This window comes from Streptomonospora mangrovi, from assembly GCF_027604915.1.
GTDB lineage: Bacteria > Actinomycetota > Actinomycetes > Streptosporangiales > Streptosporangiaceae > Streptomonospora > Streptomonospora mangrovi.
The window spans coordinates 1-26,619 of the sequence record NZ_JAJAQC010000023.1; the positions used below are offsets into that span (position 1 = coordinate 1).

Below are 26,619 nucleotides of genomic sequence, written 5' to 3' on the forward strand. Positions count from 1 at the left end.
CGGGCCCCCCACCCCGACGCCAGGCTACACCCACCCCCCGCCGTCGACCCCTCCTCGGCGCCGCGCGGCGCCGACACCCCCGCCGACCGTCCGGCCGACCGCCCCGCCGACCCCCGCGACTCCGCCCCGGATTCCGCCCCCGCCCCCCGGGTGCTGGGCGTGCCCGAGATGGGCCTGGTGGTGCTCATCGGCGTGTCCGGGTCGGGCAAGTCCACCTTCGCCGCCCGGCACTTCCGGCCCACCCAGGTGGTCTCCTCCGACTTCTGCCGGGGCCTGGTCAGCGACAACGAGAACGACCAGAGCGCCAGCGCCGACGCGTTCGCGCTGCTGCACCACATCGTCGCCACCCGGCTGCGCCGGGGCCTGCTGACCGTCGTCGACGCCACCAACGTGCAGCAGGCCGCGCGCGCCGAACTCGTGCGCATCGCCAAGGACCACGACGTCCTGTCCACCGCGATCGTGCTCGACGTCCCCGAACGCCTCGCCCACGACCGCAACTCCGCCCGCCCCGACCGCGACTTCGGCCCCCACGTGGTGGCCCGCCAGCGGCGCGAACTCCGGCGCGGCCTCAAGCGGCTGGACAAGGAGGGCTTCCGCCGCGTGCACGTGCTGCGCGGCACCGACGAGATCGACTCCGCCACCATCGAACTGGAGCCCGGCTGGACCGACAAGCGCCACCTGACCGGCCCGTTCGACATCATCGGCGACGTCCACGGCTGCCGCGCCGAGCTTGAGGACCTGCTCGACCGCCTCGGCTACGCCCTGGAGCGCGACCTTGACGGCCGCGCGGTGGGCGCCCGCCACCCCCAGGGCCGCACCGCCGTGTTCGTCGGCGACCTGGTCGACCGCGGCCCCGACACCCCCGGCGTGCTGCGGCTGGCCATGGGCATGGTCGCCGCCGGCGACGCCCTGTGCGTGTCGGGAAACCACGAGAACAAGCTGGTCCGCGCCCTCAAGGGCCGCAAGGTGCAGGTGACCCACGGGCTGGAGGAGTCCCTGGCCCAGTTCGGCGCCGAGCCCGACGACTTCCGCGCCCGCGCGCTGGAGTTCTGCGACGGCCTGCTCAGCCACTACGTGCTCGACTCCGGGCGGCTCGTCGTGGCCCACGCCGGCCTCAAGGAGGAGTACCACGGCCGGGCCTCGGGCCGGGTGCGCTCCTTCGCGCTCTACGGCGAGACCACCGGCGAGACCGACGAGTTCGGCCTGCCGGTGCGCCACCCGTGGGCACACGAGTACCGGGGGTCGGCCGCCGTCGTCTACGGCCACGTGCCCACCCCCGAACCGGAATGGGTGAACAACACCATCTGCCTGGACACCGGGTGCGTGTTCGGCGGGCGGCTCACCGCGCTGCGCTACCCCGAACGCGAACTCGTGGCGGTCGACGCCCAGCGCGTCTGGTACGAACCCGCCCGCCCGTTCCCCACCGCGGCCGAGGGCGCGGGGGAGGACGGTTCCGGCGGCGTGCCCGCCGGGGCCGCCTCCGGCGCGCCCGCCGGAGTGGTGGCCCTCGGCGACGTCCTCTCCGCCGAACCGGTGACCCGCATCACCACCCGGTACGGCACGGTGGGGGTGCCGCGCGACAACGGCCTGGCGGCGCTGGAGGCCATGAGCCGCCACGCCGTGGACCCGCGCTGGCTGCTGTACCTGCCGCCGACCATGGCGCCCGCCCCCACCTCGGTCGACCCCACCCTGCTGGAGCACCCCGACGAAGCCTTCGGCGCGTTCCTCGACCAGGGCGTGGCCCGGGTCGTCTGCCAGGAGAAGCACATGGGGTCGCGCGCGGTCGCCGTGGTCTGCCGCGACCCCGACGCCGCCGCGCGGAGGTTCGTGCCGGGCGCGCTGGGCGCGGTCTTCACCCGCACCGGCCGGCCGTTCTTCCCCGACCCCCGGGTGGAGTCCGCCGTGCTGGCGGAGCTGCGCGAAGGCATTACGGCGGCCGGGCTGTGGGAGCGGCTGGACACCGACTGGATCGCCTTCGACGGCGAGCTGCTGCCGTGGTCGGCCAAGGCCGAGGGCCTGATCCGCGACCAGTACGCCGCCGTGGGCGCGGCGGCCCGCGCCGCGCTGCCCGCCGCCGAGGGCGCGCTGGCGGCCGCGGCGGCGCGCGGGCTGGACGTCGCCGACCTCGCCGAGCGCACCGTCCTGCGCGCCCGCGAGATCGAGGCGTTCAGCACGGTCTACCGGGGCTACACCTGGCCCACCGACGGCGCCGCCGGGCTGCGCTACGCCCCCTTCGCGGTGCTGGCGGCCGAGGGCGCCCACTTCGCGGGCGAGGACCACCTGTGGCACATGGGCGTGGCCGAGAAGCTGGCCGACCACTGCGCCCTGGTGCGCACCACCCGCTACCGCGTGGTCGACACCACCGACCCCCAGGCCACGGCGGCGGCGGTGGACTGGTGGCGCGAACTGGTGTCGGGCGGCGGCGAGGGGATGGTGGTCAAGCCGCTCGACGGCGCCCTGGCCACGGGCACCCGGGGCCTGGCCCAGCCCGGCCTGAAGGTGCGCGGACCGGAGTACCTGCGCATCATCTACGGCCCGGACTACCTGCGGCCCGAACGCCTGGCGGTGCTGCGCGACCGCAGACTCGGCCGCAAGAGCCGCCTGGCGCTCAACGAGCACCGGCTCGGGGTCGAGGCGCTGGCCCGCCACGCCGCCCGCGAACCGCTCTGGCGGGTGCACCAGCCGGTGTTCGGGGTGCTGGCGCTGGAGTCGGAACCGGTGGACCCCCGGCTGTAGGGGCCGCGCCGGGCGACGGATCGAGGTGAGGCGGCGCCGGGGGCGGCCCTCGGCCCGGCCGATGGATCGCGGTGAGGGGCGCCGAGGTAGCGCCGGGGAACGGTCTCGCGGACGGGACGAGGCCGGTCCCCGGCGCGTCTGGGAGAACGAACGGGAGTCCGGGCGAAGTGCCGGACCGCGCGCCGTCGTTCACGATCAACTTGTTCAATTCGGCACCGGAGCCGGTGGTCGGCCTCGGAGGGCTGCCGCGGCATTACCGGCTTCCGCGCTCGCGGTGGGCCTACCCAGATATGCGCCGGTATAGCAGATCATCCGAACCCGACTCACTTTTCCATGCGCACGGCGGTGCGCGGCGCGGATTTGGCCCGGCGCCATCCACCGGGTCCCGCCGCAGGCCGCGCGCCGCGCGGGACCGGTCGGAGCGGCACGCGGCCGGATTCCGGTCCGCCCCCCGGGAAGAAGCCCGCCCCCGCCGCCCGGCCACCCGATTGCCGCGCGTGCCGGGGCGCGGGTGCGTTTCCGCACCGGCGTACTTCGGCAGCCGGTGAGTAATGTCCAATTAAGGGCTTGTGTCCTTTTTGTTTGGCGGTCGACTCGTGTTTTCCGCCGTTTGGGGAACAGGACTGCATTGCCGTCACGGCAGGCGCGGCACCGGACACCGTAAGCGCCTTCCCATGCCGCCGCCTCCGGCCGCCCGGAGCGAGGGGCAGGTGGCGGGGGCCGGGGTGGGCGCGCGGGGGGTGAGCGCGATTGTGGGTGCGCGCCTTAGCGCACGACCGCGCCGGACGGGGGCCGGTCGCCGCGTTGCCGCCGGGTGGCGGGGGGCCGCCTGACTCCCTCCCGGTCGCGCGCGGCAGTGATCCCGTTCCGGCGGCCCGCGCGAGGGCGCTGGGCGCCGCGCGCGGGCCGCGCGCGAGCGCGCCGCTCGCCGCGGGCGGACGGGAATTCTCCGGAAGGCGCGCCCTAGACCGGGACGGGGACCTCGCGCAGGGCGGCGGCCAGGGGGGCCAGGACCGGGTTGCGCTCGGCGTAGGACAGGGCCGCGTCCAGCGCGGCGTCGTTGGTGGGGCGGGCCTCGGCCAGGAGGCGGCGGCCGTCCTCGGTGAGGGCGGTGTAGATGCCCCGCCGGTCGTCGGCGCACAGGCTGCGCTCCAGCAGTCCCCGGCCCTCCAGGCGGTTGACCAGGCGGGTGGTGGCGCTCTGGCTGAGCACGACCACCTCGGACAGTTCGCTCATGCGCATCTTGCCCTCGGGGCGCACGCTCAGGGCCACCAGCACGGAGTACTCGCGGGTGCTGATGCCGTGGCCGTCCTGGAGCGCGCGCTCCACGCGGGACTCGATCGTGTCGTGGAGGACCGTCAGGGCGCACCACCGGTGGGCCAGCACGGTCACCGGGCCGCCGTCCCCGTTGGGGGAGGGCGCGGGGGAGTCCATCGCCATACGTCCTTACCTCCTCGCCTCCGTGCGGCGTCCTCGCGACGCGGCGGCGCGGGTCGCGTGTGGTCGCACTCACGCCCAGGGTACCTCCCCGTGCAATATCAGGCGTTTGCAACTAAACGCGCGTGCATATATTGTCCGAGCGGTCTACCAGCTCGCACAACAAGGGGACCTCCATGCCTTTGGCACTCTGGGCGCTGGCCGTCTGCGCCTTCTGTATCGGCACCACCGAGTTCGTGGTCGCGGGTGTGCTGCCCGGCGTCGCCGAGGAGTTCGGCGTGTCCGTCTCCACCGCCGGCTACATCGCCACCGTCTACGCCGCCGGGGTCTTCGTCGGCGCGCCCATCACGACCGTCCTGGGCACCCGGGTGGAGCGCAAGCGCATGCTGGCCGCCCTCATGGTCCTGTTCGTGGTCGGCAACCTCGTGACCGCGCTGGCGCCGAGCTTCGGCGCGGTCCTGGCCGGGCGGGTCATCGCCTCGTTCACCCACGGCGCGTTCTTCGGCATCGGCGCCGTCGTGGCCGCCGGCATGGTCGCCCCCACCCGCCGCGCGGCCGCCCTCGCCTTCATGTTCACCGGCCTGACCGTGGCCAACGTCGTCGGTGTCCCGGTCGGCACCCTGCTGGGCCAGGCGCTGAGCTGGCGGGCGACCTTCACCGTCATCGCGCTGCTCGGCGTGGTCGGCCTCGTCGGCGTCCTGGCGCTCGTCAAGCGCGGCGAGCGGCCCGAGGGCGCCCGCATCCGCCCCGAACTGGCCACGCTGGCCGACCCGCAGGTGCTGCTGGCCATGGGCATGACCGTCCTGGGGTTCGGCGGGGTGTTCGTCTCCGTCACCTACCTCGCGCCGATGCTGGTCGAGGTGGCCGGGTTCTCCGAGTCCGCCGTCACGTGGGTGCTGGTGCTCTTCGGCCTGGGCATGGTCGCGGGCAACTCGGTGGGCGGCCGGATCGCCGACCGCGCGCCGATGCCGCTGCTGATGGGCGCGCTCGTCGCCCTCTCGGCCACGCTGCTGGTCTTCACCTGGGGCGCGCACAGCCAGATCGCCTCGGCCGTGCTGGTGTTCCTCGTCGGCGCCTTCGGGTTCGCCACCGTGCCGCCGCTCCAGATGCGGGTGATGGACAAGGCCGCCCACGCCCCCACACTCGCCTCCGCCGTCAACATCGGGTTCTTCAACCTCGGCAACGCCCTGGGCGCCTGGCTGGGCGGCGCGGCCATCGCCGGCGGCCTGGGCCTGACCGCGCCCAACTGGGTCGGCGCGCTCCTGCCGCTGGGCGCCCTGGTCCTGGCGCTGGCCGCGACCGCGCTGGACCGCCGCGCGGGCGCCGCCGCCCCTCCCGCCCCGGCCCCGGCCGTGGCCGCCGGCGACTGAGGGGAGGGCGGCCGGCCCGGCAGCCGGACCGGCCGCCCGGGAGCGGGCGCGCCACCACCGCACCCGCCCGCGCATATGCTGCTGGTGCGTCCGCGACGTGGGCGGACGCGTCGCCGACCCTGGTGGAGTCCCATGAACGTGCTGCTCACCGGTGGCGCCGGCTACATCGGCTCGCACATCGCCGTTGAGCTGGTCAGCGCCGGCCACGACGTCGTCCTGCTCGACGCGTTCACCAACAGCCACCCCGAGGCCGTGACCCGCGTCGAGCGCATCACCGGCCGGAGCGTCCCGGTGGTGGCGGGCGACTGCGCCGACCCCGACCGTCTGGCCGAGGTGTTCTCCGAGCACCGCTTCGACGCGGTGATCCACTGCGCGGGCCTGAAGGCCGTGGGCGAGTCCACCGAGAAGCCGCTGCTGTACTACCGCAACAACCTCGACTCCCTGCTCGCCCTGTGCGAGGCCATGGAGGCCCACGGGGTGCGGCGCATGGTGTTCAGCTCCTCGGCGACCGTCTACGGCGACCCCGCGCGCGTGCCCATCACCGAGGACATGCCGCTGTCGGCCGCCAACCCCTACGGCGCCACCAAGCTGTTCGCCGAGCGGATCCTGGCCGACCTCGCCGCCGCGCGCCCCGACTGGCACACGATCGCGCTGCGCTACTTCAACCCCATCGGCGCCCACCCCACCGGCCTGATCGGCGAGGACCCCCAGGGCACGCCCAACAACCTCTTCCCCTACATCGCGCAGGTGGCCTCCGGCCGGCGCGACCGGCTGCGCGTCTTCGGCGCCGACTACCCCACGCCCGACGGCACCGGGGTGCGCGACTACCTGCACGTGGTCGACCTCGCCCAGGGCCACGTCGCGGCCCTGGAGCACCTGGCCGGCACCCCCGGGTTCCGCGCCTACAACCTGGGCAGCGGCGAGGGCGTCTCGGTGCTCCAGGCGGTCGCGGCGTTCGAGGCGGCCACGGGCCGGCCGGTGCCCTTCGAGGTCGTCGACCGCCGTCCCGGCGACATCGCCGAGTGCTACGCCGACCCCTCGGCCGCGCGGCGCGACCTGGGCTGGAGCGCCAAGCGCACCGTTGCCGAGGCGTGCGCCGACGCCTGGCGCTGGCAGTCGGCCAACCCGCAAGGGTTTGCCGGGGCGCGCTGACCCCGGCCCGCCTCACCCGCCAGTCCCGCCCCGGCGCGCGCGGGGCCGCCCTCAGGCCGACCCGGCGGCCACGGCGGGCGTGCGCACGTGCTCGGGCCGCAGCCCGGTGGCCATCGTCCGCGCCACCAACTGGGACCACGCGTGGGTGCCCGCCACCAGCCGCAGCGCGAGCGGAAGTTGCTCCCCGCCCCGCAGCACCCGGCCGATGACCTGGCGCTGGAGCAACTGCTGGATCGCCTGGGTGCCCACCGTGGGCATCCACCGGCGGCGCTGCACCTGGGCGAGGAGTTCGGGGTTGAGCGTCTTGGCGTAGCGGTCGGGGTCGCTCTGGGCCTCCAGCAGCGGCCGGGCCAGCAGGTTGGCGGTGGCCACCGCGTCCTGCACCGCAAGGTTGATGCCGACGCCGCCCACCGGCGTCATGGTGTGGGCGGCGTCGCCGATGGCCAGCATGCCCGGCCGGTACCAGCGGCGCAGCCGACCCGAGCTGACGCTGAGGAACGCCACCTCGGACCAGTCGTCCACCTCGCGGACGGCGTCCTCGCCCAGGAAGGGCAGCAGTTCCAGCAGGCTGTCCTGGAAGTCGCGGATGGCACCGGCCCGCACCTGGTCGTAGCCGCCCTTGGGGATCAGGTAGGCGATCTGCCAGTAGTCGCCGCGGTCGATCGCCACCGCCATCCGGCCCTCGCCCAGGCTGCCGTTGAGGCCGGACTCCCCGGCCGGCGCGCGCCGCACCCGCAGCCACAGCACGTCCATGGGGGCGCCCAGTTCGGCGGGCACCATGCCGGCGGCGTCGCGCACGCGGGAGTCGCGGCCGTCGGCGGCCACCGTCAGCACCGCCCGCAGCGGGCGCTCGGGTCCGGCCGCGCCGCCCTCGGTGTCGCGCTGCCGGTAGCGCAGCCCGCGCACCGCGCCGTCCTGCTCGACCAGGCCGGTGGCCTCGGCGTTCATCAGCAGCCGGAAGCCGGGGTAGGCGCGCGCGTGGTCGGTGAGCATGTCGAGGAAGTCCCACTGCGGCATCATCGCGATGTGCCGGTAGCGGCCGGGCAGCTCGTCGAGGTCGGCGTCGATGATGGCGCGGCCCGCCCGGGCGGCGGTGATCGTGGTGACCTTGCGGTGCGGGCGGCGCTCCAGCTCCTCGGCCAGCCCCAGTTCGTCCAGCACCTGGAGCGTGGAGGGGTGCACGGTGTCGCCGCGGAAGTCGCGCAGGAAGTCGGCGTGCTTCTCCAGCACGGTGGCGTCCACGCCCGCGCGGGCCAGCAGCAGCCCCAGCATGATCCCGGCCGGACCGCCGCCCGCGATCGCGACGGTGGTGTTCTCGGTGTGCGACATCGCAGCCTCCCGCCACGGGGGCCGGGGATGCTCCCCGCGGCGCCCCGGATCCTTCGCCCGTACCCGTCGGCCCCCTCGGCGCGCCGCACCGGCCCGCGCGCCCCCGAGGCCCATCGGAGTCCTCCCCGGCACTCCCGCCGATAACCGGAAAAACTTGGTTACTCACGGGTAGTCAAGGTGGCCCGCGTCGCATTACGCTCCCGGCATGACGACCGCTATGCAACGTACGAGCGGCTTGCGTGGGTTGAGTGGTTTCACCACGCGTGCGGCGGTCGAGGCCGCCCTGCCCCGCCTCACCGGCCGTGTCGCCGCGGACCCGGCGCGCACCACGACCACCACCGCCCCCTTCACCGGCGACCCCGTCGCCGAGCTGCCGCAGTCCACCGCCGCCGACGTGGTCGACGCCTTCCAGCGCGCCCGCGCCGCCCAGCGCCGGTGGGCCGCGCTCACCCCCCGCGAACGCGCCGAGCCCTTCGTGCGCTTCCACGACCTGGTGCTCGCCCGCCAGCGCGAGATCCTCGACATCATCCAGTGGGAGACCGGCAAGGCCCGCCGGCACGCGTTCGAAGAGGTCTACGACGCCGCCGGCGGCACCCTGCACTACGCCCGGCGCGCGCCGCGCCTGCTGCGCCGCGAGCGCACCCCCGGCGCGGTGCCCGGCGCCACCCGCACCTACTTCCATCGGCGCCCCAAGGGCGTGGTGGCCGTCATCAGCCCGTGGAACTACCCCCTGGCGCTGCCGGTCAGCGACGCCGTGCCCGCCCTGCTGGCCGGCAACGCGGTGGTCGCCAAGCCCGACACCCAGACCGCGCTCAGCGCGCTGTGGGCCATCGACGTCGCCGTGGAGGCCGGCCTGCCCGAGGACCTGTGGATCCCGGTGCTGGGCGAGCCCGCCGAGGTCGGCGACCCGCTGATCGACAACGCCGACTACGTCGCCTTCACCGGCTCCTCGCCGGTGGGCGCCGCCATCGCCCAGCGCGCCGCCGCCCGCCTCATCGGCTGCTCGGCCGAACTGGGCGGCAAGAACCCCGCCATCGTCTGCGAGGACGCCGACCTCGACTGGACCGTCGAGGGCGTGCAGCGGGCCTGCTTCAGCAACTCCGGGCAGTTGTGCATCTCCATGGAGCGCGTCTACGTCCACGAGTCGCGCTACGCGGAGTTCACCGACCGCTTCGCCGAAGCCGTGCGCGGCATGGAGTTGAACGCCGACTTCGACTACTCCGCCGACATGGGCTCGCTCACCCTGCGCCGCCAGTTCGACCGGGTCGACGCCCACGTGCGCGACGCTCGCGACAAGGGCGCCGAGGTGGTGGCCGGCGGCCGGCCCCGCACCGAGATCGGCCCGCTGTTCTACGAGCCCACCGTGCTGGCCGGGGTGGCGCCCGACATGGCCGCCTGCGGCGAGGAGACCTTCGGCCCGCTCGTGGCGGTCTACCCCTTCGGCGACGAGGACGAGGCCGTGGCGGCCGCCAACGCCACCGACTACGGCCTCAACGCCAGCGTGTGGACCCGCGACACCGCGCGCGGGCGGCGCCTGGCCGAGCGCGTCGACGCCGGCACCGTCAACATCAACGAGGGCTACGGCGCGGCCTGGGCCAGCTACGGCGCGCCCATGGGCGGCATGAAGCGCTCCGGCCTGGGGCGCCGCCACGGCGCCGAAGGGCTCCTGCGCTACACCGAGTCCCAGACCATCGCCAGCCAGCGCTTCATCTCGCTGGGCGGCACGCCCGGCATGCGCGCCGAGACCCTGTCGACGGTCATGACGGCCGGCGCCCGGCTGATGAAGCGGTTCCGCATCCGCTGACCCGCATCCGCCGACCCGCCGCCGGCCCCGGGGCCGGCGGCGGGCACCCGCGCGGCCCGGCGTCCCGGGAACCGCGCGGAAACTCCGCGCCGTGTTCGCGCTTCCGTAAAAAAGTGGAAAACTCCTGCGGTCCGATTCATGCGGGCGTATCGTTCGCCTCACGACGCCGCCGCCGTCCACCTCGCCCGCGTCCCCGAACCGCGGCGGCGGCCACCTCGCAGTCCAGGGAGGGGACCATGCGGGTAGCCAACGCCGCAGTTCCGCTGACCAGCGACGTGTTCCTGCGCCGCTTCGTCACCGAGTTGACCGCCTCGCTGGAGGAGGTCATCGGCCGAGAGGAGGCCACCGGCTACATCGGGCTCGCCGGACAGCGCCTCGGCGACGCCCTGGGCGACCTCTACACCCGCGAACTCGACCTCGCGGTGCTCGACCGCGAGCAGCTCGCCGAGGTCCTCGTCGACCTCTACCGCCGCATCCGGGGCGAGGTCTACGTCATCTCCGCCGACGACGACCGCATCGTCCTGGGCAACCGCTCCTGCCCCTTCGGCGGCCAGGTCCGCGGCAACGAGGCCATGTGCATGCTGACCTCCAGCGTCTTCGGCACCATGACGGCGCGCCACCTGGGCTACGCCAAGGTCGACCTGTCCGAGACCATCGCCGCGCGCCACCCGCGCTGCCGCATCGTCATCCACCTGCGCCCCGGGGCCGCCGCCGACGGCGCGCCCGGAAACGAGTACTACGACCGCGTCGACCCGCCGCACCCCGACCCCGCCACCCGCGGCGCCGCACCGGGGGCCGACGCGGACCGGCCGTGCTAGCCGGTGAGCTGTTCGGTTCGATCACCCGCGCGGTCAGCGAACCGATGCTGCTGGTCGGCCTGTCCGGGGAGATCCTGGGCCACAACGCCGCCATGCGCCGGCTGTTCCCCGCCGTGGTCACCGGCGCCAACCTCTACGGCCTCACCTCCGACAGCCCCGAGCGCGTCGGCGACACCCTGTGGCGGTGGGCCCGCTCGGGCGAGCCCATGGCCGGCGCCCTCGCCCTGATCGGCGCCGAGGGCCGCCCGCGCCGCTGCCACGGGTTCGGCAGCCGCGCGGCCTGGGCCGACGTCGGCGAACCCGTCGTGCAGGTGCGGCTGGTCTCCACCTTCGACCGCGAGCGGCTGCGCCGCATGGCCGTCTCCAACGACCGCGAGCGCCACCTGCGCGCCCAACTGGAGCGCGAGCACGAGATCGCGCTGGGCCTCCAGCGCAGCCTGCTGCCCGACCACGTGGACGCCGCCGACCTCGACGTCGCCGCCCAGTACGCCCCCACCGCCTACGGCGTGGAGGTCGGCGGCGACTGGTACGACGTCTTCCCGGTGCCCGGCACCGACCGCATCGCCCTGGTCATCGGTGACGTGGCCGGGCACGGGCTGTCGGAGGCCACGATCATGTCGCAGCTGCGCAGCGTGCTGCGCGCCGCCGCCCTGGACGACGGCTGCCGCCCCGACCGGGTCGCCGCCCGGCTCGACGCCTACGTCGACACCTACCTCCCGGCGAGCATGGCCACCATGTGCTACGCCGTCTACGACCCTGACGCGCGCGAGCTGTCCTACGCCAACGCCGGGCACGTGCCGCCGATGCTGCGGCGCGCCGACGGCGCCTGCGAGCGGCTGGAGGAGGTCGTCGACCCGCCGCTGGGCTGCTCCCTGGGCGGGCCGCACCGCACCGGCCGGGTCGGGGTGGGCAGCGGCGACCTGCTCGTCTGCTACACCGACGGCGTGGTGGAGCAGCGGCGGGAGTCGCTCGACGTCGGCCTGGCGCGGCTGTCGGCGCTGCTCACCGGGTTCGCCGACCCCACGCCCAAGGACGTGTGCACCACGGTGATGGCGTGGTCCACCCCCACCGACCACGCCGACGACCGCGCGGTGCTGGTGGCGGGCTTCTGACCGGGGCGGCGGCGCGGCCGCGCGCGGCGCACCGGTGTGCGGGCGGCCACCTCCCGCGCCCGCCGTCCCCGGACCCCGCCTGGGCGGCCACGCCCTAGACTGGGAGGCGTTCCAGTTGCTTAAACCAACGTTTCCACCTGCGGGAAGGCCGTTCCGTGTCCCCTGCCGACGCCGGCGAGCACGCATTCGACACCGTCCTCGTCGTGGACTACGGCGCGCAGTACGCCCAGCTCATCGCACGGCGGGTGCGCGAATGCCACGTCTACAGCGAGATCGTCCCCTGCACCATGCCGGTCGAGGAGATGCTGGCCAAGCGGCCCAAGGCCATCATCCTCTCCGGCGGCCCGTCCTCGGTCTACGCCGACGGCGCGCCGCAGGCTCCGCGCAGCCTGTTCGAGACCGGGGTGCCCACCTTCGGTATCTGCTACGGCTACCAGGCCATGGTGCAGGCGCTGGGCGGCACCGTCGCCAAGACCGGCCGCAGCGAGTTCGGGCGCACCGAGTTCCAGGCCGGCGGGGAGTCGGTGCTGTTCAACGGCCTGCCGGCGGTGCAGACGGTGTGGATGTCCCACGGCGACTCCGTCGCCGAGGCCCCGGCGGGCTTCCGCACCGTCGGCAGCACCCCCAGCACCCCCGTCGCCGCCATGGAGGACCCCGCGCGCGGCCTCTACGGCGTGCAGTTCCACCCCGAGGTGCTGCACTCCGAGCACGGCCAGGAGGTCCTGCGGCGCTTTCTCTACGAGGGCGCGGGCTGCCGGCCGACCTGGACCATGGTCAACATCGTCGACGAGCAGTTGGAGCGCATCCGCGCCCAGGTCGGCGACAAGCGCGCCATCTGCGCGCTCAGCGGCGGCGTTGACTCCGCCGTGGCCGGCGCCCTGATGCAGCGCGCGATCGGCGATCGGCTGACCTGCGTGTTCGTGGACCACGGGCTGCTGCGCAAGGGCGAGGCCGAGCAGGTCGAGAAGGACTTCGTGGCCGCCACGGGCGCCCGGCTCAAGGTGGTCGACGCCCAGGAGCGGTTCCTGGGCGCGCTGGCCGGGGTCACCGACCCCGAGGAGAAGCGCAAGATCATCGGGCGGGAGTTCATCCGCGTCTTCGAGCAGGCCGCGCGCGAGGTCGTCGCCGAGTCCGGCGAGGCCGACACCGAGGTCGAGTTCCTGGTGCAGGGCACGCTGTACCCCGACGTGGTGGAGTCGGGCGGGGGCACCGGCGCCGCCAACATCAAGTCCCACCACAACGTCGGCGGGCTGCCCGACGACCTCCAGTTCTCGCTGGTGGAGCCGCTCCGGGAGCTGTTCAAGGACGAGGTCCGCCGCGTGGGCGAGGAGCTGGGCCTGCCGCCGGAGCTGGTGTGGCGCCAGCCGTTCCCCGGGCCGGGCCTGGGCATCCGCATCATCGGCGAGGTCACCCGCGAACGGCTCGACATCCTGCGCGAGGCCGACGCCATCGCCCGCGAGGAGCTGAGCCGCGCCGGCCTGGACCGCGACATCTGGCAGTGCCCGGTGGTGCTGCTGGCCGACGTCCGGTCGGTGGGCGTGCAGGGCGACGGCCGCACCTACGGGCACCCGGTGGTGCTGCGCCCGGTGAGCAGCGAGGACGCCATGACCGCCGACTGGTCGCGGCTGCCCTATGACGTGCTGGCCACCATCTCCAACCGCATCACCAACGAGGTCCGCGAGGTCAACCGCGTCGCCCTCGACGTCACCAGCAAGCCCCCGGGCACCATCGAGTGGGAGTAGCCGCCCCGCTCCACCGCTGATCCGCTTCCGGGGGATGTACTGGGGGAGTGGATCCGCACGGCGCCGAAACGGCGTCCACCCGCACGCGGGTGGGCGCCGTTTCGGTGTTCAGGGGTTCGTGGGGAGGGGCGGCGCCGCCCCCGCGCGGGGGGGGCGGGGGCCGGGGGCCGGGGGCCCCGCGCCGCCGGGTCGGGGGAGCGGCCGGCGGCGCGGCGACGATGGTGCGGCGCCGCCGGGAGCGGCCGCGCCCCGGCGCGCCGGTCAGTCCCGCCGGCGCGGCCGGTGGCGGCTGTAGTGCCGCGCCACCCGCGCCCGGTTGCCGCATCCGGCAGAGCACCACTCGCGGCGGGGGTGGTCGCCACGGAAGTACAGCACGCAGCCGGGGCCGTAGCAGGCGCGCAGCAGGCCGGCGTCCTCGCCGCTGAACAGCCGCGCGGCGGCGAGGGCGAGTTCGGCGCGGGCCCGGTCGGTGTCCCGGGGGCCGGGGTGCCATCGCAGGGCCAGCCCGTCGCCGGTGTCGATGAGGCGGGGGGAGCAGGCGGCGCAGTCGGCGTTGAGGTCGGCCAGCGCGGCACCGAGGTCGTCGGGCGGGTCTCCGGCCGGAGGGCGGTCGTCGGCGGTGACGTGGGCGGCGACGCGCCGGGCGGCGGCGCGCAGCCGGCGGAACGCGGCCAGGTCCTCGGCGGTCGGTGCGGGGTCGGCGACGAGACCGGTGCGCCGCAGCCACGCCCGCAGTCCGCCGATGTCGGCGAGGTCGTCGTGGCGACCGTGGCGGTCGGCCCAGACCGTGTTCATGAGCCGGACGGGCAGCGGTTCCTCCGGCAGCAGGTCGGCGATCGTTTCGGGCACGTCTCCCCCCTTCGCCACCAGATTCTAATGGATGGTCGGGTTGACATCGTTAGCGGTGTCGTGATGACATGCCAATCTAATGGATGCATTCGTATCTCCCATTAGAAACTGGAGGCGTGTCACCATGAAGACCGGACACATCGCCCTGAACGTCACTGACCTCGCCCGCTCAACCGCCTTCTACCGCACGGTTTTCGCCCTGGAGGTCATCGGAGAGCGCGCCGACGGCGGTCAGCGGTTCGCGTTCCTCGGCCGCGACGGCGCGCTGGTGCTCACCCTGTGGCAGCAGAGCACCGGCGCCTTCACCTCCGACCGGCCCGGTCTGCACCACCTGTCGTTCGAGGTGGCCGACATCGACGCCGTGCGCGAGGCGGAGGCTCTGCTGCGCGGGATGGGTGTCGCGTTCGCATACGACGGGATCGTTCCCCACGGCGAGGGCGCGTCCTCCGGAGGCATCTTCTTCACCGACCCCGACGGCCTCCGCCTGGAGATCTACGCGCCCTCGGGCGCCGACACCGCGGACGCGCCCACTCCCGGCGCCCCCACCTGCGGGTTCTTCTAGACGCCACACGGAACGACGACATCTGAGGAGGACCGGTGCGCCACGAAGGCGAACGCATCGTGCAGCGGCGGGCTGGATTCCCTGACCGGCCGTGGGGCTCCGCCAAGGTCGGCGCGGCACTGCCGCGCGTCGCCGCCGACTTCCTGCGCAGGCAACGCATGGTGGTCATCGGCGCCCCCGACGCCCGCGGCGCCGTGTGGGCCGGCCCGCTGGCCGGCGGACCGGGGTTCGCCACCGCGCCCGACGACCGCACCGTGGTGATGCGGCGCGCCCCCGTGCCCGGTGATCCGCTGGCACGCCTGTTCACCGAAGAACACCCCATCGGCGTGCTCGCGATCGAACCGGCGAGCCGCCGCCGGATGCGCGTCAACGGCCTGGCCCGGCAGGAGGGCGACCGGCTGGTCGTCCGCACCGAGCAGGTGTACGCGAACTGCCCCAAGTACATCCAGGCGCGCGACGCGGAGGCCGTCGTGGAACCCGCGGCGCCGCGCGTGGCCGAGGAGTCGAGCGCGCTGTCGAAAAGCCAGCGGGAGTGGATCGCGGGAGCCGACACGTTCTTCGTCGCCACCCACGCCGCCGGCCTCGGAGCGGACGTCTCACACCGCGGCGGACGCCCGGGCTTCGTCGCGGTCGCCGACGGGCGCCGGCTCTCCTGGCCCGACTACGCCGGCAACTCCATGTACATGACCTTGGGCAACCTTGAACTCGACCCGCACGCCGGACTGCTGTTCCTCGACTGGGAGCGGGGCGCCACCCTCCAGGTGACCGGTCGGGCGTCCGTCGACTGGGATCCGGCGCGGGCCGCTGCCGAGCCGGGCGCGCAGCGCATGGTCGACTTCGAGGTGGAGCACGTGGTGCGGATCGACGGCGCCGTGCCGCTGCGCTGGGGACCGCCCGAGTACTCCAAATTCAATCCCGACCCGTACCCGGGTCGACACCGACAGCAGGAGGTACCCGCATGACCCGCCCGCCCCTTCCCCCCTTCACCCGTGAGACCGCTCTCCACAAGGTCCAGGCGGCCGAGGACGCCTGGAACACCCGCGACCCACACCGGGTGGCCCTCGCTTACACCCCCGACTCGCGGTGGCGAAACCGCGACGAGTTCCTGACCGGCCGCGACGAGATCGTCGCGTTCTTGGACCGCAAGTGGAAGCGGGAGCTGGACTACGCGCTGCGCAAGGAGTTGTGGGCGTTCACCGACGACCGCATCGCCGTGCGGTTCCAGTACGAGTGGCACGACTCCGCCGGTCAGTGGTGGCGCAGCTACGGCAACGAGCAGTGGGAGTTCGCCCCCGACGGGCTGATGCGCCGCCGGGAGGCCAGCATCAACGACGTCGCGATCGAAGAGGCCGACCGCCGAATCCTGGGGCCGCGCCGCCCCGGTGAGCCGCACGAACCGCTGCCGCTGGCCTGACCGCACACCGGTGCGCACGCGCGCGGGGAGCGAGCGCAGGGGCGGCAGAGCGGGAACCCGAGGTGTGGGCGAATGGTGGAGGGGCACCGGTACGGGGTGTCGGCGGACGGTCGTCCACAGGTGGTGCGGGCGTTGTGGTGGACCGGGGTCGACGGTGGTTAGGTTGGTCGAACGACAACCGCACAGAAGTGGGGGTCCGCCATGCTGGCGCAGTTCGCCTCGATGCTCTGGAACATGCCGGTGGTGATCCTCGGCGTGGTCGGGCTCGCGCTGACGTCGCTGATCCCCTCCGGGCGCCGACTGCTGCCCGCCATCGCCATGGCGCTCGTCCTCGTGTTCGGCATCGGCACCATGATCCTGCCGCTGGTGGCGGTCCAGGTGCATCCCGTCGTCGGCGGGATCCTGGGCAGTGTGCTCGGGCTGCTGCTGATCATGGCCCTGCTGCTCCTGGTGCTCACCGCGCTGCGACGCCAACCGGCGGCGGCCGGCCCGCCCGGCGGCCCCGGCGCGGGCGCACCCCTGACCGGCCCGTACGGGCCGGTCGGCGCCCCGCCCTACCCGCCGCCCCACCGGCAGCCCGGCGGCGGCGCGTCGCCGGGCGCCCCTCAGGGCGCACCGTCGGGAGGTGCATCGCCGGGAGGACCAGGGTCGGGAGGACCGCCGCCGGGAGGGCCGCAGCCGGGAGGCGCACCGTCGGATGGGCCGCCGGGAGGTGCACTGTCAGGGGGACCGCCGCCGGGGACGGGCGGGCCGCATCCGGGATCCGGTCGGCCGCGTTCCCCGGGTGCGGGACCGCCTCCGCCGCCCTCCGGCGGCAACCCCCCGCCCACCGCCGGCTAGACCCCGACCCCGACACGGAGTCCGCCCATGCTCTCCCTGGAATCGCTGCCCTTCGACCCCGTCTACTTCCTCCTCGCCCTGGGCACCGCGGCGGTGGGGGTGCTCGCGCTGGTGGGGGCGGGCCGGGCGCCGCACATGCGGGGGCTCATCCGCACCGCCGGCGCCCTGCTCGTCGTGCGCGCCGTCGTGGACGTCTCCTGGTACGTCTGGATGCTCACCTACACCCCTGACGGCAGCGGCCTCGGCGGGCTCATGGCGGTCACCTCGCTGCACAGCCTCCTCAGCACGCTGCTGGTGATCACGGCCGTGGTGCTGCTGCTGATCGCGATCATCACGGGTGCCCGCCGCGCCGCCCGCCCGGCCGCCGCGCCCGGAAACAGATGGAACCCTCCGGGCGGCGCGCCCGGTCCTAGTTGGCATTCCGGAGGCGGATCCGGACCGGTGGGCGGGCCTGGAGCCTGAGCCCGCGGCGCCACCCAGCACGCCGCATCACCCGGCCCCCGCGTTCCGTCACCGCCGTGGCGTAAGTTCACCGGAACGCGAAACCGAGGAGGCCGGGAAGCACCGATGCACAGCCCCGCAATGCCCTTCATATGGTCCATCCCCTACATCGCCGTCCCCCTGCTCGGGCTGGGCCTGCTGTTCCTCGCTCCGCGAGGGCGGCGCGTCCTGCCCGCCATCGGGCTGGTGCTGATGCTGCTCGACGGTGTGGGCGATCCGCTGCTGACGCTGCCGATGACCATGGGACTGCCGATCCCGTTCGCCGTCACCGGCATCCTGGGGGCCGTGCTGAACGTCGCGCTGGCGGCGGGCTTCCTGCTGCTGATCATGGGCGCGGTCCGGCGCCCGGCCGACGCGAAGGCACACGCGGACACCCGGGGCGCGGCGGCGGGCCACGGCCCCGCGTCGACCCCGTTCCCCGGAGCCCCAGGCCGACCTGGCGGTGCCGGCGGCCCCGGGGGCTGGGGTGCCGCCGGTGGCCCGGGGAGACCGGGCAGTGCCGGTGGCCCGGGAGGACCGGCCGGTGCCGGTGGCCCAGGGGGACAGGGCGGCACCGGTGGCCCAGGAAGTCCGGGTGGGTTCGGAACACCGGGCGGGTTCGGGGCACAGTACGACCCCGGAGCGCCGGGCGGCCCCGGAAGACCAGGGCAGCAGCCGCCCGCACCGGGCGGCGGCACACCGCACGCGCCCGGGAGCGGGCCGTACACGCCTCCCCTCGGCGGCGGCGACCCTCCGCCCCCGGCGGCGAACTACACGCCGCCCACCACCCCGCCGCCCAACGCGGGCTGACCACCCCGCCCCGCCGATTCACAACCGGAGCCGCACCATGGAAACCAGCGACACCGCCGTGGACACCCTCAACTTCGCCCTCATCTGGATCAGCAACCTGCTGCCCCTGGCCGTCGCCGTGTTCGCCCTGATCCGCGCCGGCCAGGCCGAGACCTGGGCCGCCATGCTCATCCGGGCCGCCGGAGTCCTGCTGATCCTGCGGACACTGCTCTTCGTGGCCTACATGCTGCTCGGCTCCTCCGAACTGTTCGGCCAACTCGTCGTCGTCTGGGACCTCGCCTCCATGCTGTTCACGATCGGCGCGATGCTCCTCCTCCTGGTGGCCCTGGCCTTCGGCCGCCCCCGCCGCCCCAGAACCCCCACCCCAACCCCCTGGCCCACCCCGCACCAACCCCGCTGAGCCGCCGACTCCCGCCTTCGCCGCACACCGCCGGAACCCCACCCCGGAAAGCCCGGCGGTACTGCTGCCTCAAGCCCCCCGGGCGCGGCCCAGGAGCCGGGCTACACAGCGGTTCCGGTGGGTGGCCGCCCCTCTGCGGGACCTTGGCGCATCATGTGCCGGCGCAGTACAAGGCGCCGCGCGACCACCCCGGCAGAGGCCGCGCCCACGACAAAAGCGGCCGCCGCGGCGAGTGCGGCACGCGTCGGTCGGCGACTGGGTGCGACGTGCGTATCGGATTCCAAGGGCGGCTCGGGGGAGCGCTGGAACTCCTCGTCCAGCATCCGGTGAAACCGGCGCGAGCGGCGCGTTTCCGCGGTCCGCAGGCGGACCTCCCGTACGCGGCCCCAGAACTCCCAGCCGATGCGCCCGGCGAACAGGCCCCGCGCCGCATGACGGACATGCTGCTCACCAATTGCTCCGGACTCGAACGCCATCTCCCATTGGGAGACGATCATGTTGGTGTACATGTGCTGGCGCTGCTCTCGGCCCCCCGGAGACAGGTTGGTGCCCCAGCACCGGGCGTACTCGGGGTTTTCCATCGCCATACGCAGCAGTTCGCTGTTGGAGTCGCGCAAGGCCAACTCCCGCGCGATCCGCGTCTCACGTGCCTGGAGCACCAGCGTCGCGACGACTCCGGCAAGCGCCAGGCCGGCCAGCAGTGCCGAGGCTGCGCCGTAGGTCTGGCCGATGAAGCTGAGGTTCTCCCAGTCGTCGCTGATTCCGCTTACCGAGCCCAGCGCCAGCGGGGACAGGGCGACCGCCACGACGACCAGGGCCAGGACCGCGGCAAGGAGGACGGGGACCGCCACCCGGACGGCGGCGCGGTCGCCGCGCGCCGGGGTCCTCCTTGCCGAGATCTCACCTTTTCTCCCGCGCCCTCACGTGCGGACCGTGGGGGGCGGGAGCGGGGCGATCTCGCGGTGGTAGTAGTCCAGCAGGGGCTCGCCCGCCTGGAACAGTGAGTCGAGTTCGGCGGCGCACGCGGCGATCACGTCGTGGTCGTCGATGCGGTCGGCTCCGGACGCCTGCCCGCCGGGGTCGTAGCGCACCAGGTACAGCACCCGACCGCCGAGGAGGACCACCTCGGGCAGCGTTCGCTCGCGCTCCCAGTGCTCCACCTGGGCGGCCGTGAGCACGCGCAGGGACTGGCCGGCCTCGGCGAGCAGGCGCAGAAACTGCATCTCCCACTGGAGGTAGGGCGTGACCGGGCGCTCCACGACGCGGATACGGCGCGTCTCCATGCCGACCTCGCGGTCCTTGGCCACCATGTTCTCGGCCTGTGCCCGGTCGGCCTCGTTCAGTTCCAGCGCCCGCGCCCAGTCGCCGGCCGCGAAAGCCTCCCAACTGGCATCGCCGGGCTCCTGGAAACTCTGGATGCGTTCGAGTTTCCAGAGCACTCCGCCCGCCTCGTACTCGCGCCAGAAATCGGCGAGGTAGCCGGCATGGTCGAAGGCGGTGGCGGCCAGACCGCGCAGGCGGTCAAGCATCGGGGATCTCCGGTTTGGCTGCGGTCAGCACAATACGGGGAATGACCACCAGCCGTTCGTCGGCGCTCATGCTGACCCCGGCGGGAAGCCGGTCGCGGTAGGCGTCCGTGGCGTCTCGGCCGATGACGGCGATGTCGCCGTTGTCGAGTTCCCAGATGTCCGGGCAGTCCGGGGTGGCCTTGGTGACACCGAGTTCGATGGGCGGCTTGCCGATGCGTCGGCGCAGTTCGGCGCGTGGATCGGCTTCCCAGGGGCGGCTCATTCAGGGCTCCTTGGGCCGTGACGAGGGTCGGGATGAACGTCCCCCCGCCCACGTTGGGGCAAACGCCGAAGCCGGCCGGTCAGCCGGCTTCGGCGGTCGGGGGACGTGGGCGGGGGGGCTGGGGGTCAGGGGTGGATGAGCGGGGGTGGGAGGGGGGCGATTTCGCGGTGGAAGTACTCCAAGAGGGGTTCGCCGGCGCGGAAGAGGGCGTCGAGTTCGATGAGGCTGCTGCTGATCACGTCGCGGTCGCCGATGCGCCAGGCGCCGAATGCCTTTCCGCTGGAGTCGTGGCGGACCAGGTAGAGCGCCCGGTCGGCGACGGCGACCACCTCGGGGAGGATGCGCTCGTGCTCCCAGCGCCCGACCTGGGCGGCCGCCACCACCCGGATCTGCTGGCCCGCCTCGGCCAGCATGCGCAGAAACTGCATTTCCCACTGGAGGTAAGGGCTCACCGGGTGCTCCACGACGCGGATTCGCCGGGTCTCCGTGCCCGCCTCGCCGCCCTTGGCCGCCATGGCGTCGGCGCGGGGGCGGTCCTTCTCCGTCAATTCCCGGGCCCGCGCCCAGTCGCCGGCCGCGAAAGCCTCCCAACTGGGGTCGCCGGGCTTGCGCAGGGTCTGGAGGCGGTCGAGTTTCCAGGTCACCCCGCCACCGGCGTACTCGCGCCGGTAATCGGCGAGGTAGGTGTCGAGGTCGAGGGCGGCGGCAGGACGATCGCGCAGGCGATCAAGCATCGGGGTCTCCGAATTGAGAGAGAGAAAGACGATCGGGGAGGATGCACGAGCCGGTCGTCAGGCTGATGCTAAGCCAGGTGCAGGTGTCGGGCACTGAATTCGGAGAAACATTCTCTGGCGATGGTTTTGCCGTTCGTGTTTCCATAATATCCGGATATGGACTGGCCTTGGTTGCGGCTGGGGGTGGTCCCAATCCATGGATTCTTTTGGTTCCTTCTTCTTTTTCAGGGAAGCCGGATGGCCGCAGTAGGTCATATCCATTAGGCGGAGTAGTGGTCCGGTTACTCTTCGTTTGCAGGATGGTTTCGGCTTTTCTTGGAAGGATGTTTCATGGGCCGACACGAGAAGAAGCGGGAAAGCGACGGCCGGGAAGCCGCCGGGCAGGTGCCGCCGCCCGGCCCCTCCGGCGGGGGCGGCGGTGACGGTGGCAGCGGCGTCGGTGCGGGCGGCGGTGGTGCGGGCGGTGGGCGGCACGAGCGCGACGACGACCAGGGCGGGTGACGGACGCACCCGGCGCACTCGCGAACGCACCCGGCTGAGGGCCGGCAGAGGTCGGCGGTGACCGGGCGCTGACGGCGTTGACGGCGGTGGGGCGGCCGCGGCGGCCGCCCCACCGTCCCCGGGCGGGCGCACCGGGCTGATTTCCCCGTCCTCCCCGGAAAGTACTACAGTGCGTCGTAGAAACCGCGGCGGCCGGGTGATGCCCTGACGTGCTGGGACACCCCCCGCCGCGCCGGGGACGTCGACTCACGCCGGTGGAGGTAGGAACCCATGGTCGAGGGGCTGACCACCACCATCCAGCTCGCCTCGCTGGTCATGGCCGGGTGGTGCCTGGTCTCGGTCTTCCGCGACCAGCCGATGGTCGTGCCGCACCTGGTGGGCATGGCGGTGCTGTGGCTGCTGCTCATCGGCCAGGGCGTGGTCTCCACGGTCCTGCTGGTCGGCGGCGAGCGCCCCCCGGAGTTCGTCGTCTTCGTGAGCTACCTGGTGACCGTCGTGCTCGTCCCGCCCGCGTGCGCGGTGTGGGGGTTCATGGAGCGCAGCCGCTGGGGCCCCGCCGTGATCGCGTTCGCGTGCCTGATCCTGCCCGTCATGATGGTCCGCCTCGAACAGCTCTGGAACCCCGCAAGTGTCTGACGCCGCCGCTCGCACCGGCCCGGGCCGCGTGCTCGTGGCCGTCTACGCGATCTTCGCCATCGCCGCCACCTCGCGCGCCGCCGTGCAGATCCTCACCCGCTTCGACGAGGCGCCGCTGGCCTACCTGCTCTCGGCCCTGGCCGGGGTGATCTACATCGTCGCCACCGTGGGCCTCGTGCGCGGCGGCCGCACCTCGCTGCGCGTGGCGGCGGTTTCATGCGCGGTCGAACTGCTCGGCGTGCTGGTCATCGGCGCGTTCAGCGTGGTCGACCCGGCGGCGTTCCCCGACGACACGGTCTGGTCCGGCTTCGGCAGCGGCTACCTGTTCATCCCGCTGGTGCTGCCCGTGCTGGGGCTGCTCTGGCTGCGCCGCGTCACCCGCGCGCCCGCCCCCCGAGCCTGACCGGGGCCGCTGCGGCCGCGCCTCCGCGCTGACCCGCTCGGCCGCGCGTGGACCCACCCGGCCACTGGGTACCGTGCCGTCATGACGACTAACGACGGCGCCCCCGGCCTGCCGGTGCTGGTGAGCGCGGAGTGGCTGGCCGAGCACCGCGACGACGTGCTCGTGGCCGATGTGCGGTTCTACCTCGACGGGCGGTCCACGCGCGAGGCGTACCTGCGCGGGCACCTGCCCGGCGCGGTGTTCGTGGACGTCGACCGCGACCTCTCCGCGCCCGCCGGCGAGGGCACCGGCCGCCACCCGCTGCCCGACCCCGACACGTTCGCGGCCACCCTCTCCCGGCTCGGCATCGGCGACGGCACGCCCGTGGTCGGCTACGACGACGTGAACGGCTCGGTCGCCGCCCGGCTGGTGTGGATGCTGCGCGCCCTCGGCTCGCCCGCCGCCCTGCTCGACGGCGGTATCACCGCCTGGCCGGGCGACCTCGCCACCGAGCCCGTCGAGCCCACGCCCCGCCCGCGCACCCCCGTGCCCTGGCCCGCCGAGCGGATCGTGGACACCGCCACCGTGCTGGCGGAGTCGCGCGACCCCCGCCACGTGCTCATGGACGCCCGCGCGCACGAGCGCTACACCGGCGCCGCCCCCGCGCCCGCCGACCTGCGGCCCGGCCACATCCCCGGCGCGCGCAGCGCCGAGTGGGCGGGCAACCTCGCCGACGACGGCCGGTTCGCCGCGCCCGAGCGGCTGCGCGAGCGGTTCCGCGCGCTGGGCGCCGACACCGCCGCCACCATCACCGCCTACTGCGGCTCGGGCGTGACCGCCTGCCACGACCTCCTCGCGCTCGAACACGCCGGCTACACCGGCGCGCGCCTCTACCCCGGGTCCTGGAGCGCGTGGGCGCCCGACCCGGACCTGCCCGCCGAGACCGGCGACGGCGGCCCGCACGGCGATCCGCACGGCGACGGTGAGCGCGGCCGCGCCTAGCGGAGCGGGTGCGGGTGGGGGGTGACCGCGTGGCCGACAGAACCCAGGGTCAGTGGGCGGCCACGCGGTCGCTCGCGTAGGGGCGTCGGTGCGGCCGGGCCGCCGACCCGGCCGCACCCCGGCGCGGGGCGGCGGGCCGCCCGGCGCTCGGTATCCTCGATGATCGTTCAGATTCCGGTCCGAACGTGGGCGGCGCGCCGATGTCGCCTCTTACCGGTAAATGGGCAGAAGCCCTCCGCACCAGGTGCGGGGGGAGCGAGCCGTCCGATCGACGCCGGCCGACTCGAAACCCGACCTATCCGCCGTCTCACCGCGTTCTAACCTCAGCCGCCGATTGTTGTCGGCAACAGGTCGAGCATCCGGAGGACACATGAGTGCGACCGACCCCACCAAGGGCTCCCCCCAAGAGGGCCAGGACGGCGACGGCCGCCAGCCGGAGCCGGCCGAGGCGTCCGCCGCCGACACCGCAGTCCTCGGCACCGCCGCCGCCCCCGCAGAGCCCGCCCCGCCTGCCGAGCCCGCCGCGCCGGCCGCCGGGCCCGCCGCGCCGGCCGAGCCCGCCGCGCCCGCCGCTGAGTCCGGCGCGGGCGCCCGCGCCGAGCGCGCGGCCGGCGACGAGCACGGCCCCCACGCCGGAAGCGAGCCCCGCGCCGACGCCGACCCCGCCCCGAACCGGGCGGTGGACCCGGGCGCCGACGGCGCCGAGGCTTCCCCCGCGACGCCGGGGGACGCGGCGGCCGGCCCCGGCGCCGACCCCACGCAGACCCCGGTCCCCTGGCGTTCGTCCGTGGCCAACCGGCCGCCCCGCTCCCAGAGCGCCCCCCGCTTCGGCGAGCCCGAGGACGCGCCCTCGTCGGCGGCCGCGGCGGCCGGTGAACCGGGCGGCGACGGCGGCGCCCCGGCTGAGGCCGCCCCCGCCGACGCGTACGGACAGCCTCCTCAGCCGGCCAACCCCTACGGCCAGACCGACCCCTACGGCAGCGCCGGCGCCTTCGCCGCCCCCGGCGGCGCCCCCGCGTGGGCCGCGCCCGCCGCGGCCGGAGCGGCGGCGGGCGGCGTCCACGCCACCGACCCCTACGGCACCGCCGAACCCGGGCACGGCCCCGGCGGCTACGGCGGTCCGGGCGGGCCGGGTCAGCCGGGCGGCCCCGGCGGCCCGGCCGGTCCCGAGCACGCCGCCCACCACGCGGGCGGCTGGCACGCCGGAGGACCGGGCGGCCCGGCCGGACCCGGAGGCCCCGGCGGCATGGGCGGGCCGGGCGGCCCCGGCGGCTACGGCACCCCGCCGCCGCCCTACGACTCCCCGCACGGCATGCCGCCCGGCGGCTCCCGCCCGCCGCGCGAGCCGTTCTTCAAGCGCAACCGGGTGCTGCTGGTCGCCGCCATCACGGCGATCATCACCAGCGCCATCGTCGGCCCCGCCGCCGCCGTCATCAGCACCTACTTCCTGGGCGGCCCGCAGAACTCGCTGACCGACACCTCCGGCGGCTCCGTCTCCAGCGGCACGGTCAGCAACGTCGCCGAGGCCGCGCTGCCCAGCGTCGTCTCCATCGAGGCGGGGCCGGCCGGCGGCAGCGGCGTCATCATCAGCTCCGACGGCCAGATCCTCACCAACAACCACGTGGTGGCCGGCGCCGAGGAGGCAGGCGGGATCACCGTGCAGTTCAACGACGGCAGCGAGGCCCCCGCCGAGGTGCTGGGCGCCGACCCCGTCTCCGACCTGGCGGTCATCCAGGCGCGGGGGCAGAGCGGCCTGACCGCCGCCGACCTCGGCGACTCCGACAAGGTCGAGGTGGGCGCCGACGTGGTGGCGATCGGCTCGCCGCTCGGCCTGTCCGGCACGGTCACCAGCGGCGTGGTCAGCGCCGTCAACCGTCCGGTCAACACCGGCGTCAGCGGCCAGGAGGAGCAGCCGCAGAACCCCTTCGGCCTGCCCGAGGAGCAGGACCCGTTCAGCCAGCAGCCCGAACAGCAGCAGCAGGGCCAGACCTCCACCGTCATCAACGCCATCCAGACCGACGCGCCCATCAACCCGGGCAACTCCGGCGGTCCGCTGATGAACATGAGCGGCGAGGTCATCGGCATCAACACCGCCATCGTCGGCACCAGCGGCAGCGGCGGCGAGAGCGGGTCGATCGGCCTGGGGTTCGCCATCCCGATCAACCAGGCCAAGCCCATCGCCGAGCAGTTGATCGAGGACGGCAGCGCCGAGTACGCCGCCATCGAGGCCACCATCTCCGGCCAGACCGAATCCGAGGGCGCCGCGATCGTGGAGACCACCAACAATGGCGCCGCCGACCAGGCGGGGCTGCGGGAGGGCGACGTCATCACCTCGATCGAGGGCGAGCAGATGGAGAGCCCGGACGCGGTCATCGCGGCCGTCCGCTCCCACCAGCCCGGCGACACCATCACCGTGGGCTACGTCCGCGACGGCCGGGAGCGCGAGACCGAGGTGACCCTGTCCGCGCAGTCGTCGGAGAGCATCGGCAACTGACCGGCTGAGGCTGAGGGCCAAGCGGTCCTCGGCGAACGAGAAGTCCGTCCGGGGGATGGGACAGCGGGGACCCGGCGCGTCGTTTGGGGGCGCGCGCCGGGTCCCCGCGCCGTTGCGGGGGCGCTGCCGCCGACGGGGGGAGTGTGCCGGTCGGCGCCTGCCCGCGCGGGTCGCCGGAGTCCCGTCGCGCGGACGGCGGCCCGCCGCGCCGCCCTCGGCGGGCC

Annotated in this window: 26 protein-coding genes; 19 read left to right on the forward strand and 7 right to left on the reverse strand. The window is 74.3% G+C overall.

Features of this window, described 5'->3' with window-relative positions; all coding sequences use genetic code 11:
• The first annotated feature begins 168 nt into the window (after positions 1 to 168).
• Positions 169 to 2,736 carry a polynucleotide kinase-phosphatase gene (locus tag LG943_RS14470; protein ID WP_270072822.1) on the forward strand — a complete coding sequence of 856 codons (2,568 nt, stop codon included), beginning with the start codon at positions 169 to 171 and terminating at the stop codon, positions 2,734 to 2,736.
• A gap of 963 nt (positions 2,737 to 3,699) precedes the next feature.
• Here LG943_RS14470 and LG943_RS14475 read toward each other — a convergent pair.
• Positions 3,700 to 4,176: a MarR family winged helix-turn-helix transcriptional regulator gene (locus LG943_RS14475; RefSeq protein ID WP_270072797.1), complete on the reverse strand. Its 477-nt coding sequence runs from the start codon at positions 4,174 to 4,176 to the stop codon at positions 3,700 to 3,702.
• A 173-nt stretch (positions 4,177 to 4,349) separates the two neighbouring features.
• Here LG943_RS14475 and LG943_RS14480 point away from each other — a divergent pair, with 173 nt between their 5' ends.
• Together LG943_RS14480 and galE are read left to right on the forward strand one after the other, a co-directional pair.
• The gene (locus LG943_RS14480) at positions 4,350 to 5,543 is read left to right on the forward strand and encodes an MFS transporter (protein ID WP_270072798.1); all 1,194 of its coding nucleotides are present in this window, start codon (positions 4,350 to 4,352) and stop codon (positions 5,541 to 5,543) included.
• 132 nt (positions 5,544 to 5,675) lie between these two features.
• Positions 5,676 to 6,695: a UDP-glucose 4-epimerase GalE gene (galE, locus tag LG943_RS14485; protein WP_270072799.1), complete on the forward strand. Its 1,020-nt coding sequence runs from the start codon at positions 5,676 to 5,678 to the stop codon at positions 6,693 to 6,695.
• Between the two features lie 51 nt (positions 6,696 to 6,746).
• Here the strand turns inward: galE and LG943_RS14490 are convergent, their stop codons facing one another.
• The gene (locus tag LG943_RS14490) at positions 6,747 to 8,024 is read right to left on the reverse strand and encodes an FAD-dependent oxidoreductase (protein ID WP_270072800.1); all 1,278 of its coding nucleotides are present in this window, start codon (positions 8,022 to 8,024) and stop codon (positions 6,747 to 6,749) included.
• Positions 8,025 to 8,268: 244 nt separating this feature from the next.
• Here LG943_RS14490 and LG943_RS14495 point away from each other — a divergent pair, with 244 nt between their 5' ends.
• From LG943_RS14495 to guaA, 4 genes are all read left to right on the forward strand, one after another.
• On the forward strand, positions 8,269 to 9,828 hold the full coding sequence (locus LG943_RS14495) for a succinic semialdehyde dehydrogenase (RefSeq protein WP_456340059.1): 1,560 nt from the start codon (positions 8,269 to 8,271) through the stop codon (positions 9,826 to 9,828).
• A gap of 236 nt (positions 9,829 to 10,064) precedes the next feature.
• Positions 10,065 to 10,646 carry a methanogen output domain 1-containing protein gene (locus LG943_RS14500; RefSeq protein ID WP_270072802.1) on the forward strand — a complete coding sequence of 194 codons (582 nt, stop codon included), beginning with the start codon at positions 10,065 to 10,067 and terminating at the stop codon, positions 10,644 to 10,646.
• Positions 10,640 to 11,758: a PP2C family protein-serine/threonine phosphatase gene (locus tag LG943_RS14505; RefSeq protein WP_270072803.1), complete on the forward strand. Its 1,119-nt coding sequence runs from the start codon at positions 10,640 to 10,642 to the stop codon at positions 11,756 to 11,758. Before LG943_RS14500 ends, LG943_RS14505 begins: the two co-directional genes overlap by 7 nt.
• Positions 11,759 to 11,913: 155 nt before the next feature.
• Positions 11,914 to 13,500 (forward strand): glutamine-hydrolyzing GMP synthase, encoded by a 1,587-nt coding sequence (gene guaA / locus LG943_RS14510; protein ID WP_270072804.1) that lies wholly within the window; start codon positions 11,914 to 11,916, stop codon positions 13,498 to 13,500.
• Between the two features lie 261 nt (positions 13,501 to 13,761).
• Here the strand turns inward: guaA and LG943_RS14515 are convergent, their stop codons facing one another.
• On the reverse strand, positions 13,762 to 14,349 hold the full coding sequence (locus LG943_RS14515) for a CGNR zinc finger domain-containing protein (protein ID WP_270072805.1): 588 nt from the start codon (positions 14,347 to 14,349) through the stop codon (positions 13,762 to 13,764).
• Between the two features lie 124 nt (positions 14,350 to 14,473).
• Between LG943_RS14515 and LG943_RS14520 the strand changes: the two genes are divergently transcribed.
• The 7 genes from LG943_RS14520 (at position 14,474) to LG943_RS14550 (ending at position 18,855) form a co-directional block, all read left to right on the forward strand.
• Complete coding sequence (locus tag LG943_RS14520) at positions 14,474 to 14,911, forward strand: VOC family protein (RefSeq protein ID WP_270072806.1); 438 nt, start codon at positions 14,474 to 14,476, stop codon at positions 14,909 to 14,911.
• A 35-nt stretch (positions 14,912 to 14,946) separates the two neighbouring features.
• Entirely contained in the window at positions 14,947 to 15,873 is a 927-nt protein-coding gene (locus tag LG943_RS14525) for a pyridoxamine 5'-phosphate oxidase family protein (protein WP_270072807.1), read from the forward strand.
• Positions 15,870 to 16,325 (forward strand): nuclear transport factor 2 family protein, encoded by a 456-nt coding sequence (locus LG943_RS14530; protein ID WP_270072808.1) that lies wholly within the window; start codon positions 15,870 to 15,872, stop codon positions 16,323 to 16,325. Before LG943_RS14525 ends, LG943_RS14530 begins: the two co-directional genes overlap by 4 nt.
• 201 nt (positions 16,326 to 16,526) lie before the next feature.
• Positions 16,527 to 17,165, forward strand: coding sequence for a hypothetical protein (locus tag LG943_RS14535; protein WP_270072809.1), 639 nt, complete (start codon positions 16,527 to 16,529; stop codon positions 17,163 to 17,165).
• Positions 17,166 to 17,192: 27 nt separating this feature from the next.
• A complete protein-coding gene (locus LG943_RS14540) occupies positions 17,193 to 17,627 on the forward strand; it encodes a hypothetical protein (RefSeq protein WP_270072810.1) in 435 nt (144 codons plus the stop codon).
• 120 nt (positions 17,628 to 17,747) lie between these two features.
• Positions 17,748 to 18,455 carry a hypothetical protein gene (locus LG943_RS14545; RefSeq protein WP_270072811.1) on the forward strand — a complete coding sequence of 236 codons (708 nt, stop codon included), beginning with the start codon at positions 17,748 to 17,750 and terminating at the stop codon, positions 18,453 to 18,455.
• A 37-nt stretch (positions 18,456 to 18,492) separates the two neighbouring features.
• Positions 18,493 to 18,855: a hypothetical protein gene (locus LG943_RS14550; protein WP_270072812.1), complete on the forward strand. Its 363-nt coding sequence runs from the start codon at positions 18,493 to 18,495 to the stop codon at positions 18,853 to 18,855.
• 101 nt (positions 18,856 to 18,956) lie between these two features.
• Here LG943_RS14550 and LG943_RS14555 read toward each other — a convergent pair whose 3' ends face one another.
• From LG943_RS14555 to LG943_RS14570, 4 genes are all read right to left on the reverse strand, one after another.
• Positions 18,957 to 19,706, reverse strand: coding sequence for a DUF6082 family protein (locus LG943_RS14555; RefSeq protein WP_270072813.1), 750 nt, complete (start codon positions 19,704 to 19,706; stop codon positions 18,957 to 18,959).
• 69 nt (positions 19,707 to 19,775) lie between these two features.
• Positions 19,776 to 20,384: a DUF6879 family protein gene (locus LG943_RS14560; protein ID WP_270072814.1), complete on the reverse strand. Its 609-nt coding sequence runs from the start codon at positions 20,382 to 20,384 to the stop codon at positions 19,776 to 19,778.
• On the reverse strand, positions 20,377 to 20,646 hold the full coding sequence (locus LG943_RS14565; protein WP_270072815.1) for a hypothetical protein: 270 nt from the start codon (positions 20,644 to 20,646) through the stop codon (positions 20,377 to 20,379). The genes LG943_RS14560 and LG943_RS14565 overlap by 8 nt, the downstream gene beginning before the upstream one ends.
• Before the next feature lie 125 nt (positions 20,647 to 20,771).
• Positions 20,772 to 21,380 (reverse strand): DUF6879 family protein, encoded by a 609-nt coding sequence (locus tag LG943_RS14570; RefSeq protein ID WP_270072816.1) that lies wholly within the window; start codon positions 21,378 to 21,380, stop codon positions 20,772 to 20,774.
• A gap of 330 nt (positions 21,381 to 21,710) precedes the next feature.
• Here LG943_RS14570 and LG943_RS14575 point away from each other — a divergent pair, with 330 nt between their 5' ends.
• From LG943_RS14575 to LG943_RS14595, 5 genes are all read left to right on the forward strand, one after another.
• Positions 21,711 to 21,881 carry a hypothetical protein gene (locus LG943_RS14575; RefSeq protein ID WP_270072817.1) on the forward strand — a complete coding sequence of 57 codons (171 nt, stop codon included), beginning with the start codon at positions 21,711 to 21,713 and terminating at the stop codon, positions 21,879 to 21,881.
• Between the two features lie 270 nt (positions 21,882 to 22,151).
• A complete protein-coding gene (locus LG943_RS14580; RefSeq protein ID WP_270072818.1) occupies positions 22,152 to 22,517 on the forward strand; it encodes a hypothetical protein in 366 nt (121 codons plus the stop codon).
• Positions 22,510 to 22,920, forward strand: a complete 411-nt coding sequence (locus tag LG943_RS14585; protein WP_270072819.1) for a hypothetical protein — start codon at positions 22,510 to 22,512, stop codon at positions 22,918 to 22,920. The genes LG943_RS14580 and LG943_RS14585 overlap by 8 nt, the downstream gene beginning before the upstream one ends.
• A gap of 81 nt (positions 22,921 to 23,001) precedes the next feature.
• Positions 23,002 to 23,901, forward strand: a complete 900-nt coding sequence (locus LG943_RS14590; protein ID WP_270072820.1) for a sulfurtransferase — start codon at positions 23,002 to 23,004, stop codon at positions 23,899 to 23,901.
• A 370-nt stretch (positions 23,902 to 24,271) separates the two neighbouring features.
• A complete protein-coding gene (locus LG943_RS14595) occupies positions 24,272 to 26,395 on the forward strand; it encodes a S1C family serine protease (RefSeq protein WP_270072821.1) in 2,124 nt (707 codons plus the stop codon).
• Positions 26,396 to 26,619: the final 224 nt, after the last annotated feature.